Origin of the sequence: Neobacillus oceani (assembly GCF_046237595.1) — a bacterium.
GTDB lineage: Bacteria > Bacillota > Bacilli > Bacillales > Cytobacillaceae > Bacillus_D > Bacillus_D oceani.
In genome coordinates, this window is the sequence record NZ_CP143543.1 from 4,511,427 (window position 1) to 4,529,336 (window position 17,910).

At 39.0% G+C, this 17,910-nt stretch carries 17 protein-coding genes and 1 pseudogene; 4 read left to right on the plus strand and 14 right to left on the minus strand.

Features of this window, described 5'->3' with window-relative positions; genetic code table 11:
• The first annotated feature begins 47 nt into the window (after positions 1-47).
• Both V1499_RS22615 and V1499_RS22620 read left to right on the plus strand, forming a co-directional pair.
• Entirely contained in the window at positions 48-527 is a 480-nt protein-coding gene (locus V1499_RS22615; protein WP_409272788.1) for a GyrI-like domain-containing protein, read from the plus strand.
• 13 nt (positions 528-540) lie between these two features.
• Entirely contained in the window at positions 541-1,005 is a 465-nt protein-coding gene (locus V1499_RS22620) for a phage tail protein (RefSeq protein ID WP_409276367.1), read from the plus strand.
• Between the two features lie 227 nt (positions 1,006-1,232).
• On the opposite strand, the gene V1499_RS22625 is transcribed toward V1499_RS22620, so the two are convergent.
• Positions 1,233-2,087 carry an MBL fold metallo-hydrolase gene (locus tag V1499_RS22625; RefSeq protein WP_409272790.1) on the minus strand — a complete coding sequence of 285 codons (855 nt, stop codon included), beginning with the start codon at positions 2,085-2,087 and terminating at the stop codon, positions 1,233-1,235.
• Between the two features lie 414 nt (positions 2,088-2,501).
• Positions 2,502-3,245 carry an SDR family NAD(P)-dependent oxidoreductase gene (locus V1499_RS22630; RefSeq protein WP_409272792.1) on the minus strand — a complete coding sequence of 248 codons (744 nt, stop codon included), beginning with the start codon at positions 3,243-3,245 and terminating at the stop codon, positions 2,502-2,504.
• A 211-nt stretch (positions 3,246-3,456) separates the two neighbouring features.
• Here V1499_RS22630 and V1499_RS22635 point away from each other — a divergent pair, with 211 nt between their 5' ends.
• Both V1499_RS22635 and V1499_RS22640 read left to right on the plus strand, forming a co-directional pair.
• Positions 3,457-3,729: a TetR/AcrR family transcriptional regulator gene (locus tag V1499_RS22635; RefSeq protein ID WP_409272794.1), complete on the plus strand. Its 273-nt coding sequence runs from the start codon at positions 3,457-3,459 to the stop codon at positions 3,727-3,729.
• A complete protein-coding gene (locus V1499_RS22640; protein WP_409276373.1) occupies positions 3,696-3,968 on the plus strand; it encodes a hypothetical protein in 273 nt (90 codons plus the stop codon). Before V1499_RS22635 ends, V1499_RS22640 begins: the two co-directional genes overlap by 34 nt.
• Positions 3,969-4,563: 595 nt before the next feature.
• Here the strand turns inward: V1499_RS22640 and V1499_RS22645 are convergent.
• From V1499_RS22645 to V1499_RS22700, 12 genes and pseudogenes are all read right to left on the minus strand, one after another.
• The gene (locus V1499_RS22645) at positions 4,564-6,993 is read right to left on the minus strand and encodes a beta-glucosidase (RefSeq protein ID WP_409272796.1); all 2,430 of its coding nucleotides are present in this window, start codon (positions 6,991-6,993) and stop codon (positions 4,564-4,566) included.
• A gap of 450 nt (positions 6,994-7,443) precedes the next feature.
• Positions 7,444-7,950 (minus strand): methylated-DNA--[protein]-cysteine S-methyltransferase, encoded by a 507-nt coding sequence (locus V1499_RS22650; RefSeq protein ID WP_409272798.1) that lies wholly within the window; start codon positions 7,948-7,950, stop codon positions 7,444-7,446.
• Positions 7,943-8,851, minus strand: a complete 909-nt coding sequence (locus tag V1499_RS22655) for a DNA-3-methyladenine glycosylase family protein (protein ID WP_409272800.1) — start codon at positions 8,849-8,851, stop codon at positions 7,943-7,945. The genes V1499_RS22650 and V1499_RS22655 overlap by 8 nt, the downstream gene beginning before the upstream one ends.
• On the minus strand, positions 8,838-9,410 hold the full coding sequence (locus V1499_RS22660) for a bifunctional transcriptional activator/DNA repair enzyme AdaA (RefSeq protein WP_409272802.1): 573 nt from the start codon (positions 9,408-9,410) through the stop codon (positions 8,838-8,840). Before V1499_RS22660 ends, V1499_RS22655 begins: the two co-directional genes overlap by 14 nt.
• 544 nt (positions 9,411-9,954) lie before the next feature.
• A pseudogene (locus V1499_RS22665) lies at positions 9,955-10,675 on the minus strand (RluA family pseudouridine synthase).
• Between the two features lie 301 nt (positions 10,676-10,976).
• Positions 10,977-11,717, minus strand: a complete 741-nt coding sequence (locus tag V1499_RS22670) for an SDR family NAD(P)-dependent oxidoreductase (protein WP_409272804.1) — start codon at positions 11,715-11,717, stop codon at positions 10,977-10,979.
• Positions 11,718-12,012: 295 nt separating this feature from the next.
• Positions 12,013-12,540, minus strand: coding sequence for a phosphatase PAP2 family protein (locus V1499_RS22675; protein ID WP_409272806.1), 528 nt, complete (start codon positions 12,538-12,540; stop codon positions 12,013-12,015).
• A gap of 159 nt (positions 12,541-12,699) precedes the next feature.
• Complete coding sequence (locus tag V1499_RS22680) at positions 12,700-13,680, minus strand: BadF/BadG/BcrA/BcrD ATPase family protein (RefSeq protein ID WP_409272808.1); 981 nt, start codon at positions 13,678-13,680, stop codon at positions 12,700-12,702.
• A gap of 24 nt (positions 13,681-13,704) precedes the next feature.
• Positions 13,705-14,445, minus strand: a complete 741-nt coding sequence (locus V1499_RS22685) for a hypothetical protein (protein WP_409272810.1) — start codon at positions 14,443-14,445, stop codon at positions 13,705-13,707.
• Complete coding sequence (pgmB, locus tag V1499_RS22690) at positions 14,429-15,112, minus strand: beta-phosphoglucomutase (RefSeq protein ID WP_409272812.1); 684 nt, start codon at positions 15,110-15,112, stop codon at positions 14,429-14,431. Before pgmB ends, V1499_RS22685 begins: the two co-directional genes overlap by 17 nt.
• 453 nt (positions 15,113-15,565) lie before the next feature.
• The gene (locus tag V1499_RS22695) at positions 15,566-16,903 is read right to left on the minus strand and encodes a hypothetical protein (RefSeq protein ID WP_409272814.1); all 1,338 of its coding nucleotides are present in this window, start codon (positions 16,901-16,903) and stop codon (positions 15,566-15,568) included.
• A 21-nt stretch (positions 16,904-16,924) separates the two neighbouring features.
• A complete protein-coding gene (locus tag V1499_RS22700; RefSeq protein ID WP_409276368.1) occupies positions 16,925-17,824 on the minus strand; it encodes a Gfo/Idh/MocA family protein in 900 nt (299 codons plus the stop codon).
• Positions 17,825-17,910: the final 86 nt, after the last annotated feature.

Below are 17,910 nucleotides of genomic sequence, written 5' to 3' on the forward strand. Positions count from 1 at the left end.
GAAAATACCAATCATTTGGTAAATATTCAAAAAGTGAGGTTTTGAAAATGGCAAATTATATTTTGGAGGAAAAAGACAGCTTTACTGTATTAGGGATTGGTACTGAGCTTAAAAGTGATTACACAGACTTTGCCGGAATAAACAAGGAAAAGGCAGATTTTTGGCAGGAAATCAAAGAAGATGGCAGACTTGACGCTTTAAAGGCCGTCGCCACCAATGACTACATTTTTACCGTGAACGAAGCGGTGAATAACAAGATGATGCATTATGCGGGTGTCATGACAGATGCGTCATTACCTGAAGCAACTAGAGTGATCCAGTTTCCGAAAGGGGAATACCTCGTTGTTAAAGGGGAAGCGAATACAGCCGAAGAGTTGAGCAATACACTTACTGGCATCGCCTTTGGCCAAGTTTTGCCGGAAGTAACGGAGGTTGCCTATGTTGGCGGACCAAATGCCGCGGTTGAGATGGAGAAACGAAATGGCATGGTATACGGTGAGTTCTGGATTCCTGTTGTCAGGAAATAAGGAGGGGTGGAGATTGTCCTATATCGTTGATTTTAAAAATGTATCTACGGTTGGCTTAGAGTCTTCACCTGTAGCAGAAGCACTTGCAGGTTTACGTGCGAATGAAGCCCGCTACTTTATGAACAAATACAAGCATGAATTTATGGTTGTACCAGCGAGCGGAAGCCAGGAAACCCTGGATTATGTGAACCAGATTTTAAAAGAAGAACGTGATATTGAGTTCGAGGCCAAACCATTGGAGACATCGCATTTTCAAGTGGAAAATATCAAAATGGCCTATATCTTTTATGCGGATGGCCTTGGGGTCAACGTCATGTATACAGTTAATGACCCTAAGAAGCGGGCTGTTGGTTTTAAGCTTTCCGAGGGAATGGAAGTACCAAAAGAGTTAGAGGGAAAGTTCAAGTTTGCAAGGCAGAAGTCTAAACTTGCTGGAACCATTCGCGGCTCGTTTTTCGTTATTAAAGGAGAATATTAATTAATTTCATTTATATGCTACACATGAATAATTTTTGGACTGTTAGGATGGCGGCAGGACTGCATATTAATTATTTGTTAGAACAGAACTGCTTGGTCGACATAAAATTTTATGATAGGCTGACTCAAAAGGTCGTGAAAGACGACCTTTTGGGCCAGCTTTTTTACTTATGGAAAAAGTATACACGGATATAAATGAATAAATTTTTTCGAAAGTAACCCACCTAGCTACATGTCATACCCGTTTACAAACAAAGCAATTGTTTCTTTTTCATCTTCTGTAAGTTCCCTTTTTACATACTTTTCGTACTCATTAAGGATTTTCTGTTTAACTCCACCGCAAATTTCTGTATACTTCGCAATTGTTCTCAGATTGGCTGCTTCCTGATTAAATTCCTCTTTTGATATCGGCTTTTGATGTGAAGGTATATATGTCTCTGCATCAAATGATTCCAATTCATCTAATAGCCGTAATGTTTCCTTGATTGTATAGTTGTCTTTTTTGGCATACATATTTGGATAAATGCAGTCAGCAAGAAAGAGAATCTTTTCTTCTTGGATATAAACGATTGCCGAGTCCGAAGCGTGATCGCCTCCAACGTATTGCACGATGCACGTTACCCCGCCAAGGTCAATTTCTACTCGCTTTTCAAACGTTACATCCGGCAAAACAATCTTGATATCCCGGTGATTCTTGAATTCCTCTTTAATTGCCTTGGCGCAAAACTCAATTTCTATTCCTTCTTTCACCCGCGCATCCAATGCCTCGTCTGACCAAGAAAATGGGATTAGCTTCTCCATTTCTGTTTTTGTTTTTTTGGAAGCTATCGAAACGGTATTAGGTAATGCTGATAGACCAAAGATATGATCCCAATGCCAATGAGTAAGTACAACTAAATCAGGATTCGGAACCTCCCTTTTTAAAAGCTCATTCACAAAATAATTAGTATGGGCCTCCGAGTTGCCCGCATCAATCATTAAAGTTTTGTTATTGCCGACTACCATCCCTAGTATAGGCCGATCGGTCACCGATATCGGGGTGATATACCAAAAGCTCTTTCCTATTTTATTTATTGAGTGCATAAAGGGCTGCCACCTTCCTTTTACAATATTTTTGGTTTAAAAGCGGCTGTTTACTCATATGGGAGTTTTAAAATGACTTACTATTATGAGGTTTACAGTACCTATTTAAGCTGCAGTTTTTTTACTTTTCACCAACTGTGGTACTTATCAACTTACAATTATACTTGATGATAGAAAATCGTACACTGTTGTAATAGGACTTAAATGAAACTATGAAGAAGAGGCTGGACCATAGATCGTTGAATGACGATTTTGGCCAGCCTCCTTTTTCATTGCATATACGACGATGTAGGTATCGTAAATCGATGTCTTTCATTCATGAAGTTGCAAATTTAAGGAGATTTATTTTTCTTAAACAGGGTGCCCATTAAATCTGCAAGGCATATCACGTTCATAAAATCAGTAATTATGTCCTTATTGCGCTGTATATCCACCGTCTACCAACAAATTTGCCCCCGTGACAAAGGAAGATTCATCGCTTGCTAGAAACAGTACCGCATTGGCGACTTCTTCGGGTTTGCCAAGGCGGCCAACCGGATGCAGTGATATTAAATGTTCCAGTGCTTCATCACCGAGACCGTCCAAAATATTAGTTTCAATATATCCCGGGCAGACCGCATTGAACCTAATTCCTTTTTTTGCATATGTGACAGCAGCGGTGCGCGTCATGTTGACAACGCCTCCCTTAGCCGCGGCATAGGCGGTAACAGATGGCTGTCCCACATGCCCAAGGATGGAAGCACAGTTAATAATCGATCCGCCGCCATTCTTCTCCATTTCCGGAATCGCATATTTACTGCAAAGGAATACACCGGTCAGGTCAACACTTAACGTATAATTCCAGCTGTCCAGGCTTACAGATTGGAGATCGCCCATATCCCCTACTCCGGCATTGGCAAATACGACGTCTAATCTCCCATATATATCAACCGTTTCTTTCATCAAATTCTTGATGTCTTCTTCTTTGGAAACATCTGTTTTTATAAAAATAGCTTCCCCGCCATTATCTTTAATTTTGTTGACCACTTTTGCTCCCTTTTCCGCATTGCGTGCAGCAATGACCACTTTTGCTCCCTCTTTGGCGAACAATAAGGCGGTGCTTTCACCAATCCCAAATGTACCTCCAGTAATCACTGCAACCTTGTCTTTCAAGCGCATTTCCATTCCTCCATTATCATGTTGTGTTTACTACCTTTGTGTATTTATTCACAAGCTATATTACATACCCAGTATAGCCCTTTCACCATTCTCGAAAATGTCGAAAAAAAGAATATTATGTAACTTTTTTGGGACAAATTGATGAAGTTTTTTAAGTATTAATTTTCGCATTGACATTTTTTGAAAAAAGTTCCTATTTTAAGAGTCATGAATGACTCTTAAAAAGGAGAAGGTCATTTTGCCGCCAATTGTTTCTCACCAGCATCGGGAAGAAAGAAAAAATTTAATCCTAAAGGCCGCCAAAGAGATTTTTATCAGCAAGGGTTTTAATGCGACTACGATACAGGACATTATCAACCATTCAGGTGTCAGCAGGGGAGGTGTATACACTTATTTCAAAAATACGGAGGATGTATTCATAGAAGTTTTAAGAAAAGGGATGAAGAAGATGTGCTGGATATGGAGAGTATTTATAGCTCAATAAATACGAATTGGGATGCATTGGCTCTTATTTTGGATACCGTCCAGGAAAACATTGTGAATCAAACTGATCAGTTGGTCCCGGCTATTTATGAATATAACTTCACCGTGGGCTGGGAGTCAAAGAACCATCTGCCCTTTCTCGAATCCCGAATCAAGCAAGCTTGGAATAGCATAGCCATGGTTTTGCAAAAGGCATCGATGAACAGGAGTTCACCCCTTCGTTCCCTGTCGAGGACATAGCCAAAACGATTGTTTCTTTTTATAACGGAATCTTTTTAAACTGCTTCCAGCTAGGAGTTGAAAAATTACAACTGCCGAATCAATTCTATGTTTTTCGAATTTTCTCTATAATTGTCTGTTTTTCAAAAACAGCTAAACGGAGGTTTTTTATGAAAAAAACAACATCAGGCGGAATCTCCGCCATCCTTGCAGGATTATGCTATCTTCTCACAGTTATTTTTGTATTGATTTCACCGCCGGGTGAAAATGCTGTCGTTGATCATGTAAACCACATGTATAAACTAATGATGGTCCATTATATACTGGGTTTCCTGGGGATTCTAGGCATTATGGTCGTGTTAACTATTTCTAGAACTATTGAAAAACAGACCGCTTCCAGTGAATGGTACTCTTACAGCAAAGTGATGGCGATTATCGGGTTTGCTTTGCTTGCGATCCTTCCTGCCTCTTTTCTCCCTCTCGTAGCCATGAAGGCGCAGAGAAAAGCGATGAGCCCGCGGGGTCTCGGCTTAATTCGCCGAACCCGCGGGCTCATCATCTTCGAGATGCCTGACGTCCCATACAGGGTTGCCAACGTCATCCCATGGGCATGGGCTTACTTACGTGAGTTTCCCTTGCCCTTATTGTTGTCCTTGCTGAGTTTGAAGTTCAACGGGACATCCTTTTCTAATGGTGTGTCTGCAGAGGAACCACCTACATGTACGCGGTACTTTCCATTAGCAGTTGCCCATTCTCCGTCAGCCCAGTTCGCAAGGTTGTCCGGTTCTTCCGGAACGAAATAAGAGAACGGGTGATTGGAGTCAGCATGGTTAATCCGTAGAGTTACCTGCTTGCTCTCACCAGGCTCAAGGTCAACCTTCTCGAAGTTGACAAGACGCTTTGTAGGCTGTCCTGCCTCATCCGGAAGTGTTAGGTAGACCTGTGCCGCTTCTTTACCGGCAACGTCACCAGTGTTCGTGATTGTGAAGGACACGTCAATACCAGACAGCGAGTCTTTTTTGCCATTGCCTTCACCGCGGACCTTCTTCACCTTAAGATCGTCATACTCGAAAGTCGTGTACGATAGACCATACCCGAATGGGAATACTGGCTTCACATTGTTAGCCTCATACCAGCGGTAGCCCATTTCTAGACCTTCAGTGTATTGAGCAATTAGCTGATCGGAACCATCACCGTAAGGGCCAGGTCCACCTACTTTACCAGTGTCTTGACGAGTTCCAGGGTATTGTTCTTCAGTCGCGAAAGCTGCTTCACGTTCAGTGGCTCCAAACGTCATAGGAAGCTTACCGGATGGATTAACCTTACCATAGAGAATGTTAGCAACGGCATTACCATCTTCCATACCTGGGTACCACGCTTGAAGAACTGCAGGTACCTTATCCAACCATGGCATAATCGACGTACCGGAAGTCTTCAGTACCACAACAGTATTCTCAGGGTTAGCTTCCATAACTGCGTCGATCACCGGCTCTTGCTCAGCCAAGCCCGATTTTAGGTTCAAGGCTGGGAATCCGAGGGTTTCACGGTCCACTGTCTCATGTGGGTTGTCGCCGACCATGAGAAGAACGACATCAGATTCAGCAGCTAACTTGGCAGCAGCTTTCGGGTCACTGCCATTGTTGTATGTCACTTTAGTGTTGTAGCCCAGCTCTTTGATAACATTCTCTAAGCCTTCTTTTGGTGTGACCGTATATGGAGTCACTACATAATCATTGTCGTCACGAACAGAACGTGGGGACATCTTTGCCTCACCAGCGAACGTATCAATGCCGATCAACGCGATCGACTTTGGCTCGCCGTCAAGTGGCAAGAAGTCGTTGTCGTTTTTCAATAGCACAGAGCCTTCCTCGGCCATCTTCCGTGCGCTAACCCCGTTAGCCATCGGATCAACGATTTCCGGCATAAATTTATCGAAAGGCTCATCCATGTGGCCAAACTCGATCATCTTGATGTAACGTGGACGAAGCAGATTATCAATGTCGTCCTCTGTTACCAGTCCAGCGTCGAGTGCTTTTTGGATTTTCTCTTGTGTGTAGTATTGTGGGGTCCAGTCTAACTCAACATTTGTACCTGCCTTGATGGCAGCTACTGTATCGTGAATCGCGCGACGGTCACTCATAACATAACCATCAAAGCCCCACTTGCCCCTTAGAGCATCTTGAAGCAGTTCAGAACTGTCACATGCATAAGTTCCGTTAACATCCGGGAATGAACACATCACGGAAGCTGGGTCAGCATCTCTGACGGTCATTTCGAATGGCAACATGTATAATTCGTTCATGGCCTTTGAAGGAACCTGGACACCCATCGTCCAACGCTCAGTTTCCTGTTCGTTTCCAGCCATGTGCTTAAGTTGTACATGGACTCCCTGATCCTGGATACCCTTTGTTTGCTCGATCGCAAGGGTACCTGTTAAATAAGGGTCCTCACTGAAGTACTCATAGTTCCGGCCACCGTACGGATGACGGATGAGGTTCATACCTGGTCCAAGGAACACGTGATGCGCGAAAGCTCGTGTCTCCTCACCAAGGATTCGGCCGGCCTCATAGTTTAGCTCGCGGTCGAATGTCGCAGCCAAAGCTGGAGTAGACGGAAGGCCAGTCGCCAGTGGGTCATTATGACACGATCCGCCCTTAACACCCGTACCACCGTTGGTCATACGTACCGTAGGGATACCGAGTTCCTCGATCCCTCTAATCTGGCGGCCTGTGTCTTGAAATTCACACCCAGGAAGAGTACCTTGTGGCGCGAATTCACCGCTCGTGTAACCGTGGCTTCCTTTCCTATTGATAACGACCGTCTCACCTTTATCGTTTTCATTGAAGCGCGAAATTGCGATTTGCTGGATCTTCTGTTCCATTGTCATTGCATCGAGAAGCAGCTCGGTGCGTTCTTCAGCGGAGAGCTTGGTGTTCATCCAGGGTTTTGTCCCTTCCGTTCCGCCGATCTCCGCATTAGCAGGAATTACTAATGAAGACATCAAAATAATTGCTGTTAAAATAATCAAATTAATACGTTTTAACATCCTAATCTTTCTCTCTCCTTAATACAATTTGTCTTTTATTTTTGAACTAGTATTTCATCACTCCCTTAGGACAAAATACTATGCTAGTATAATGAAAAAATGTTACGTTCGTATGAATGATTAATTACAGAACAGTAACAAAACACGGGAAATGGAACCAATATTGAGGATACTCTGGAAATTATACCAGTATAATCTAGATATAATTCTTCTGATATAAAAAGAGGACAGCTGACTGTCTCCTTCCTACGAATAGAACAATCAGCAGTCCCCTTATTTTATCTGGCTACGCTTGCAGCTTGCCGTCAATAGAATGATTCCACCTGAAACCCCCTTTTCCGCAGCAATATATTGTCATACCTATTATTTTGAACCCAAAAAAGGCGCTATTTTTTATAGCACCTTTATCTCCTAAAAATATATTTGGAAAGAAATCGCATTAAACTCCCTCTATTTATGGTATGGGTTCCCGGCTTTTTTAATCTGAAATGATCTCTCATGCCGGAGGAGCCATTCCTTTCTCCACAGTCCCCCCGCATAACCAGTTAAACTCCCATTTGTACCGATAACTCTGTGACAAGGAATAACAATGCTTAACTTATTTTTTCCATTCGCACTTCCTACTGCCCTGATTGCTTTTTCATTTCCAATGGAAACGGCAATATCCTTATAAGACCCTGTTTCCGCATAGGGGATTCCTTTTAAAGCTTCCCATACAGATTTTTGGAAGTCAGTCCCTACAAATTGATAAGGGAAAGTAAATTCAAAGCTGTTGCCCTTAAAATATTCATCAAGTTGGTTATAACATTCTCTTAAAACTTGAGGAGTTTCATCTTGTAAACCATTCACCTTTTTATTCTCTTCAGAAAACAAAATAGAGGTGATAGCTTCTTGAGTCCCGCTAATTTCTACTATGCCAATCGGTGATTCATAATCCAATTTATATAGTTTAGTCATATAAAGACCTCCAAAGATAAAAGGTAGCATATGCCTGCCATCTATCCCAATCTACTGCGTATTCTTTTGTTTCTTCCACAGTTGGTTTCCTCTCAAGACCTAATAGATTCTTTAGTGCATTATGAAGGCCGACATCGGCAACAGGGAAAGCGGAAGGATGGTGCAGGCATTTCATCATCACATAATCTGCCGTCCATGCACCGACTCCTCTTATCATTAGTAACGATTCTTTTATTTGCTGATAATCTTTTTTTTGAAGGAGTACTTCCTTAGATAATGCACTATTTTCCATAGCTTTAGCGATTCCTATGACATATTCAGACTTCCTCGTAGTAAATTGGAGCTTCCTTAAATCATCCACACCTATTGAAGCTATTTTTTCAAAGGAGGGGAATAACCAAAATGTTTGTCCTTCAGAGGTTAGACTTTCGCCATATTGTTCGACGAAACGTTTCTTTAATGTATAAGCAAATGTTAAATTAATTTGCTGTCCGATAATCGCCCATACTAATGCCTCAAATAAATCTGGAATGCACATAATGCGCAAGCCATAATATTTGTGAACAAGTGGGCTTAAAATTTTGTCTTGCCTGGCCATTTGATAAAATCCCTCTAAATCCCGATCCAAATCAAACCATTCCCAAATATACTCCGCTGCTCCTTTACGGCTGCTTTTAGATAGTGGGTTAACCGGGAATTCAACCTTTAAGCAACTTTTAAGGAAGCTGATTTTGCACAAAACCAAAGATTCATCAACTTTTATTAGTTTATATACCGAGCCCCCTTTAATTTGATGGAGCACTTCCTGATTGGACCTGGCTAAAAAAATCAAACACTCTTCAAAGTTAAATTCCTTTGGAGGATAAATCTCTATAAATGATTCATGATCAATCCAATTCATTTACGAATTCCTTTCGATATTCACTTGGTGAACAGTTTTTTAAGCTTCGGAACACTTTATAAAAATTGGAGGGGCTCTGGAACCCAACCTCATAGCAAATCTCAAGGTTTGTCAAAGTTGTGTTTTTCAAAAGGTGGGCTGCTTTGTCGATGCGTATTTTTTCTAAATAAGTACGTGGTGTCTCTGAAGTCTCTTGTTTAAATAAACGTTCCAAATAAAAGGGACTTAATCCAACTTGGTCGGCTATATCCTTCAATTTCAACGTTTGTTTGTAATGATTGATTAGGAACGTTGTGATTGTTCGAACATGCTCGATAGTAGGGGACTGTCCAACTTCAGGCTGGCATCTCTTGCAGGGGCGATAACCAGCCCGTTCAACTTCATCTATGTCTTTGTAAAATTCTACATTCATTTTTTTAGGCTTTCTTGATCTGCAGGAAGGACGGCAATATATTTTAGTTGTTTTTACCGCTGTAAAGAATAGCCCATCGTATTTACGATCACAAGCGATGATTTTCTCCCACATCTCTTCGAATGAAAGGTTGATAGTTGTCGCCATGTTTCTCCACTGCCTTCCTCAATTAGTGCTGGTTCAAGGCATTTACTATGCTAAAACGTCTTACTCTTTCCTGTTTAAGCTTATTACATATTCCAGGAGTTTCCCAGAAATAATAATTCCTTTTGACAACGCAGTTCAGGAGATGTATGAATCTTTTTGCTTTATTGCCTCCTAATACTATTGAAGCCATTCTAACAAGTAACCGACATCCATTTCGTCCTCATTCTTGCTCTTATGGTCTGTCTTGAAAAGACGAAAAATGAAGCGAATTTGCGCTCCATCTTTTAAGTCTGTTTATAGATGTATGAAATTTCAGGTGTAATTGTAAAATGATTTCCAAATGGACGAAACCACCTTTGACTGGCCAGTTACTTTTTTGGCTCCAATATAGGGAAGACCGTTGACTGAAATTTAGTTTTCGCTTCAAATAAATAAGCCAAACGAGGATTCCAGAAAAGAATGTCTCGTTTGGCTATTATCAAAGAATCCTAGGATGATTTGCAGATATTAATAAGAGGAACAAACAGGTAATAAGAGGGTTTTATTATATCAGGGATGAAATAGAAACTTCCTGACTTTTTTGATTTGTAACAAGTTCAAATAAATCCCAAGGATAACGGCTCGGTGGTCTTGAATAAACTTCTATTGGCTCCTTCCTGACAGGATGCTCAAAATGAATCGAATGTGCCCAAAGGGCAATTTGTTGTCCCGGTTTATTCAGATGTTCTCCATATTTTTGATCTCCGTAAATTGGGTGGCCCATTGTTGATAGTTGAACTCGAATTTGATGAGGTCTCCCCGTGTGAAGATTTACAGAAAGTAGACTTAATCCCTTTTTCGAAGCCATAACCTTAAAATCCAATACAGCTTTTTTTGCATTTGGATGATTTGGAGAAACAACCGACACCTTATTCTTCCGTTGATCCTTATGAAGATAATCGACTAGTTGTCCCCTTTTCTTGCTTGGGGTTCCATGAACAACCGCTAAATAATTTCGTGCTATCACATGTCGGCGAATCATATCCGATAATCTAGAAGCGGCCTTAGAAGTTTTCGCAAACACCATGACTCCACCAACAGGTCGGTCCAGGCGATGTACAAGTCCCAAATATACATTACCAGGCTTTTGGTAACGTAATTTCAAGTCATCTTTTAACATCGTTAACAAATTCAAGGCTGCCACTGCTATCTTCCTGTACAGGAACGTTGATTGGCTTTTCTACCAATAGCAGATGATTATCCTCAAATAATATTGGCGTTTTCATAGATTGTTTGACTCCTAAAGGCATAATGCCTCTATCATAGCATTTTTTCCTGATAACTCCTATCTCTATAGTAATTATTAATCTGGAAATCCCCGCTTCCAACGCTCCCTGATTTTATTTTGAAATAATAAAAAGACCTGACATGATATTGTCAGACCTCCACTATCCATAATTTTTGCCAAATCCGTATTCAATTGTTGCAGCAAATTTTTAGATTCCGTTGTGCCACCGTTTTAAAGAGTAATCTTTTTGGCCCAAAGTAGTAGACGCCCCTTAAAATGTGGGCAGTGTCTGGCAACACCTATAATGCAGCAGCTCCGCCATCAATTGAGATAACAGCGCCATGTATATAGGAAGACTCATCGCTCAGCAGGAAGGCGACCACATCAGCAACTTCATGAGGCTGGCCTAACCTACCCATCGGGACTGCTTCTGCCATTGCTTTAATCGCCTCTGCAGGAAATGCTTTTACCATCGGTGTTTCATTCGTACCTGGAGCAATCGCATTGATTCTGATATTTTCTCTTCCATACTCGCCGGCAATGGTTTTGGTAAGCCCAATCACAGCATGCTTTGTAGCTGAATAAGCACCTAAAGTAGGCATTCCGACCAATCCACCGAGTGAGGCTGTATTGACAATCACTCCGCCCCCAGTTTTTAGCATTTCATTCACCACAAATTTTATTCCGTAAAAGACGCCCTTTAGATTCACGTCAACTATGGCATTGAATTCTTCCACAGAGCATTCCAGCGTGCGGACTCCAGAACCAGAAATGCCGGCATTGTTAAAAAATAAATCGATTTTCCCAAAGTGGTCAATAGTTTCTGCGACATAATTTTTTACATCATCAACCTTACTTACGTCTGCTTGAATAAAGATCGCGTCACCGCCCCGCTCTTTACAAAGTCGAACCGTTTCTTCTCCTTTTTCTCTGGACAAATCGACTATCGAAATATTTGTCCCCTTCTCAGCCAGCTTTAGCGCCGTCTCTCTACCGAATCCACTGCCTCCACCAGTAATAATCGCTGTTTTTCCCTTCATGTAACTCACTCCAATTGATTATTTATGTGCTAAAGATAATATGCCCATTAAATCATTGTGAAATAATGAGCAATCTATTTTATTATAGCACTTACCTAAGAACGGTGACATTTCTTGCCGATTATGTCGATAAAGTGCCACAATTGGGGTCATGCAGCATTAGTTACAAAGTGAAAAATTTGTCCCTCTATGGTAAAAAAGCCGATGATCAATTAGATTCTGATTTAGATGTTCAGCATATTGTTGAATGTTAGAACCACTCCATTAAAATATAAATCTCATGTTTCCTCTTCCATTAAATAACATTAATTGCAAGTAGCCCAAAACCCATTCCTACAAGGGCACCAGCAAGTACATCTGAGGGATAATGTAAACCTAAGAAAACCCGTGAAACTCCCACGCAACATGCAAGTGGGAAAAGGATTAATCCAAGGATTGGCAAATGAAAGATAAAAGGAGTAATGATCGAGAAAATAGCTGTCGTATGACCCGATGGAAAGGAATGATCCTTTAGTGGATTTTTTCCCACCCGAGCATTGGGCAGAGATAGATATGGACGTGCTCGAGGATATATTTTTTTCGTAGAGAACACAAAGAGATGACTTGTCAGCAGAGATAAAGCACTTTCCAAGCCCCATAATTTAGTCGGAAAATCAAAGCACAAAATGAAGAAGACCGTAAAACTAATGGTTGCCGTCGCTCCGCCCAGATGAGTAATTTGATGGAAGAATAAATTTAGACCTTTTTGATCATAACGATTGTTAATCATTGAATAGATATTACATTCGAATTGATACAAGTGATGAACCAACTTGGCTATCATTTATTATCCCTCCTATCAATTTATTTGGATTATACCCTACCTTTGTAAGAGAAATATAAACGGAGTATAAATTTTGTGTTGATTATTTATAATTGACTCAAAAATTAGAATTTCAAAAAAGGCACCTCAATCAAATTAAAAGGATTGAGATGCCTTCCTTTACTCACATTTAAAGGATAATTTCATGCTTGTCACGATTGGCTCATCAAAAGATATACCCAATTTATTATAAGCATATAATACAGCCCCTAATACGGGTGGTAATGTGGGTTCTTTATACAAGAATTCCTTTTTACTTTGGCCTGATGATGCCAAGTGTTGTTTCATCAGATTCGTCATAAATGGGGAAGTTATGACTCCTCCCGAGAAAGATAAAGGCACTTTTTGAGATGAAAACATCGAGGAAACAAGATTGATTCCCCTGGCCAAAGAATTTATTACCTTATGACAGGAACTATACGCCACAGGAGATCCCTTTTCAGCAAAATGAACAACAATTGAAGACATTTTACTAAGTTTTTGAACAGCTTCAATATGATTGTTTAGAAAACCTTGTGAAGCCTGCAGCCGCAATGCGTCAATATTTTCTGTACCCCAATACTCTAAAACGGCCTTAATAAATTTCTGATCTTCTTGTGTGTTTTCTTGTGTAATAATGTCGTAGATCGCCTCGTAAGACAGGTACCTTGCACCTGCTAATGAATCATGGTGAAAATCATAATTTCTAATTACTTTCCCATCTTCATTTTTACCGAGGACAATCGAGCCTGTTCCTGCAATGGCAATAATGCCTTCTTCCCCTAAGAAAGCACCGTATTGGGCAATCTCAGCATCATTTAATAAAGATTTTGGCGCGTTTAAACCGCTGAGAGTTGTATATTTATTTGCCCATTTCTTATCCTCGGAATGATCTAATCCAGCGAATCCGCCTGCTATATAATGGACGTCTGCTGCTTGGCGATTTGCTTTTTGTAACGCCTCTGTTATTGCTGATTTCACATTGCCTTCAGGGTCTTGATTTTTTTCCGGATGAGATCCCGCTTTTTTTGAAAATGCCAAGAGGTGCCCGTTCATATCAGCAATGGCCACCCGAGTGAATGTGCCTCCACCATCAATACCGATAACAATTCCTTTATTCAAAAAGAATTCTCTCCTTTTACTTCCCTATTTTTTCACTCTATTAAAGTAACGATAGTGATAAATAAAGCAAAATATATCTATAACAAAACAAATTACATAGACTGTTATCAATTTAAACTCTTCTAACACCCAGGAATGGAATAGTTCAACTCCTGTTAATGAAGAATTTTTGAAGAATATCGAATAATTATTGCCGAAGCCTAAAAAAATTGAAAGAATACTCAACACACCAAACATAATAATAATGGCAATATAGTTGCTCTTTATTTTATTATTTCTTTCTTCGTTATCTTTAAACAAAAAAGAAAAAAAGCTAGTAATACTATTTATGATTCTTTGAAGCCAATTTTCACTTTTGAGAATGCTTGTTGTTTTTTTTGGCCTCCTTAAATACGTTTCCCATTCCAAAGCCAGTTCAGGAATATTAGCTTCTTTAGAAATTTGCCGGTTTATTTTGTCCTCAATCAGCTTTATATATTGTCCCGCCCGCGACATCCGGCGCACCTCGCCGTTCCAGATGAGGATGATTAAATTGCATAAAAAAGGAATAAAAAAAATAAATAGACTTTCAACGATATGATCCTTTGCCCATAGGTTTGCACCGAATGCGATTAACACACCGATGGCGGTTAATCCATAGTTAATAATAGACTGCTGGTGTTGCAATGCATTGGCCGATTCATTCCTAAGGGAATCATATTCTGTTAAAACGATGTCAAACCATTTTAGTTTGAATTCTTTTTCCATTTCATTTCGTTTCACCATATTGTGCTCCTTCATATCGCTTTACTAATTCCTGAAAAGTTATTTCAGATGTGCTATCGACATACCAATCAGGCTTCTCTTCAAGCAATGTTTCGCCAATCCCAACCGAAAACATCGGGGTTTTTTTAATCGCTTGCAGACCTGCTGCCCCGTCCTCAATTGCCGCACAATTTTCGGCTGATACTTTTAAATATTCAGCTGCCTTAAGAAAAATTTCCGGATCTGGTTTTCCTTTCGTTAGCTTTGTCGCGTCCACGATATAGTCGAACTTTTCAAAGAGACCTATTTTTTTTAATACCCTTTCACTATTTGTACTTGATGATGCAATAGCAATTTTGATATTATGCTCCTTTAATTCATCTATTAATCTTTTTATCCCGGGCATAACAGCCTCTTCATTTATTGCGTTTAATAGCTCTTTATAATGGCGATTCTTTTCCTCTGCTAAAGCCAACTTTTCACTAGTGGCCATTGTTTTCCCCGCTTGTTTGACCATAGCCTCTACAATATCCATTCTGCTAATTCCACGGAATTTTTCATTATCCTTTCTTGTAAAAGGAAGTCCAAGCATATTTGCCAATTTCTTATTAGCTAGATAATAAAACTCGTATGTATCTACAATGACCCCGTCCATATCAAATATGACAGCCTGTAATTTTTTTTTCACTTCCGTCACCTTCAAATCTATTAAAATAGATGCTTTTATATGTACTATTATAATACTTGATTGAGCTAGCTTAGTATGGAAAATTCAATTGTTTCCAACTTGTTCATTACAATTTGTTCTCTACAGAATGAAGCTAATTAGCACTAAAAGCAAAAGGCACTCTAATAAGTGCCTTCTTCTTTAAAACCCTAACTTATTAAGTACACCCACTTATTTCTAAGGAGGCTTAGGAGAGTCCTTAAAGCTACACTTAATAGGGTTTTATATTTCTAAGAACGGCGCCTAGTAAATCTAAACTAGTCACTGATATGAAAAAGACCGGTGTGAAGGTACTGCACCCCAAAAGTTAGATTGTTTACTCTAACTTTTGGGAGTCACTACCGAACCGGTCTTTTTTTTATGTTTCGTGTGTAGCCTATGTACTTTTTCAGTCAGCAAGACTAGTATTTTGGGTTAGACAGATTTTTTCAACTGTTCCCCTGGTTCCTTCTGCAGCTCTAAATTTATGATATTTTCATTGGCCACTTGATCCACCTTAAATTGTTCCAAATATCCGGCCTCTTTTAGGTGCCAAACATTCGCTAAAAAGGAAAACTCGACGGATTTAAATTTTAACTTATCTGTATAATAGTTCATAGATTCTACCGAACCGCTATAATTCTTTTTTAGCTTTAGAGATAACAAATTGCAAATGAATAAATTACTATCCTTATCAATCAAGTTATTATTTTTCATTTCCTTCTTTTTATCTTTTAAGATCTGTAAATAATCTTGGGAACTTATTGAATTTAATTTAACTAAAAAATAAAATTGAGGTTTTCCTCCCTCATATACCTCTCTACCGAAACCCAGGAAAATAACTTCGACAGAAGAATCACTAATCGTTTTTGTATCAATATATAATCTGCTATTCAATAGGCTTTTGACTTCATTTTTTAGCCCTTCATACGTAAGTTCTACCGTTCCATTTTTATCATGGCTGCTGATTAATGGTGAAGCAATCGATGCGGTTATTTTATTTTTAGAGTATGTAGCATTCGTTCCTCTTTTAGGGAGAATTGTATAGCCATCACTTAGCTGAACAATTCCATTAATCCCAATATGGTTTGACATTTTTGTCGTTTCGAACTTATTTAGGCGAGGTCCATATTCGAAGATTTTTCTAACGGATAATCCCGGTTCAAACTCATAGTCTATTGCTCGATTCGTTAAAAGATGATTGTAAAAATTACTTCTAGACGTCAAAAGTGTAAGGGTACGAGTGGTTTCATTCAATGTATACCCATCGAGCCTGATTGTTTCAAAATTTTTAATATAACTGCCCTTATGTGCTTTCATTATTTCAGAGTAGCTGCTCTTTATTAATGGATCGGGATCAAATATTTTGTTGGGGTCATCTTCAATCAAAATCTTGAAATCTTTTTGATTCACAAAGCAATCGTTATATAAAAATTCTATATTCGATTCATTAAGGATCAATTCTTTTTTATAATTATTTTGATAGATATCTTGTAAATATTTTATGCTATGAGTCGTCTTTAATTTATCTTCTTTAATCATGAGAAAATTCTCATAAAGAGACTTGATTAAATCCGAAATAAAAATACCAATTATGATGGGCAATAAGACATCAAGGGATTTTTGATGATAATAGTAATAAAGTCCTACTATAGTCAAAATGTAAAATGACGCTCTTAAGCCAATCACCTTTAGAAGCAGGGTTAATTTCTCAATAATTATAACCGTTACTAATTTCCCTATTTGCAATGAGACCTTAACCATTTTATCCATACTATTCTCCTATTATATGACCTACTTATCTCCTAATAATATATCATGTAATGTGAGAATAGTATCATTATTATTTAAATTGTATGTATACCTTTCGAAGTAATTTTTATAATGATTTTCCAATCGGTCGCCATTATTTAAATCCACAAGCAGCTCATTATTAGATAAGATCATTTGCCTTGAGTGATCGATATATAGGACATCTTTCGCAAAATAAATGTTCGTATACTTGTGATTTGCACGATATCTCCAATCAACCGTAATAGAAATATCGATATTATCCATTACGTATTGGTGCTTTGAATAGATATCTTGGTGGACTTTTTCATCATAAATATACGTTTTCTCCACTAAATGGAGTTTTCTAATATCCATAAAGCAGGATAACAAACTTAAGCAATTGATCCCGCTGTCAAACCAACTGCCTTCTAAACCAATATACTCATCTTTAATATGTAGATTTTCATCGGTATAAGGGTCCAAAACGGTAGACTCTATCCTTTTTATATCTCCAAAGGTTCCGATTTTGTCCTTGAGATACAATACTTCATTTCCATGCATCCAATGAAAGATTACATCAAATGAAACATTGTTTTTCTGAGCCAATTCAAAAAGAGCATTCAATTCTTCCATATTTAGTACTGCCGGTTTTTCTAAAATAACATTCTTTTTACGAAGCAAACAGTCCTTCGCTATCTCAAAGTGAGTATTGGGAGGTGTCGTAATAATAACAAGATCCATCTCTTCTTGCTTTAACATTTCTTTATAATTGGTATAAAAGAGAGCATTATATTTCCTAGAGGTTTCTTCTGCAGAATCCTTTAAATCACATAAAGCAAAAAGGTTATATTTCGGATTTTTATATACTGGATTGAGATATTTCCCAGCTATTCTTCCAATTCCTATAATACCTACATTCATTTTTTTCAATTAAAATCCCTCACATAAAAATATTTACTTAACCGAAATTTATATTTTTATTAATACGCTTTTTTCAAATGGCACAG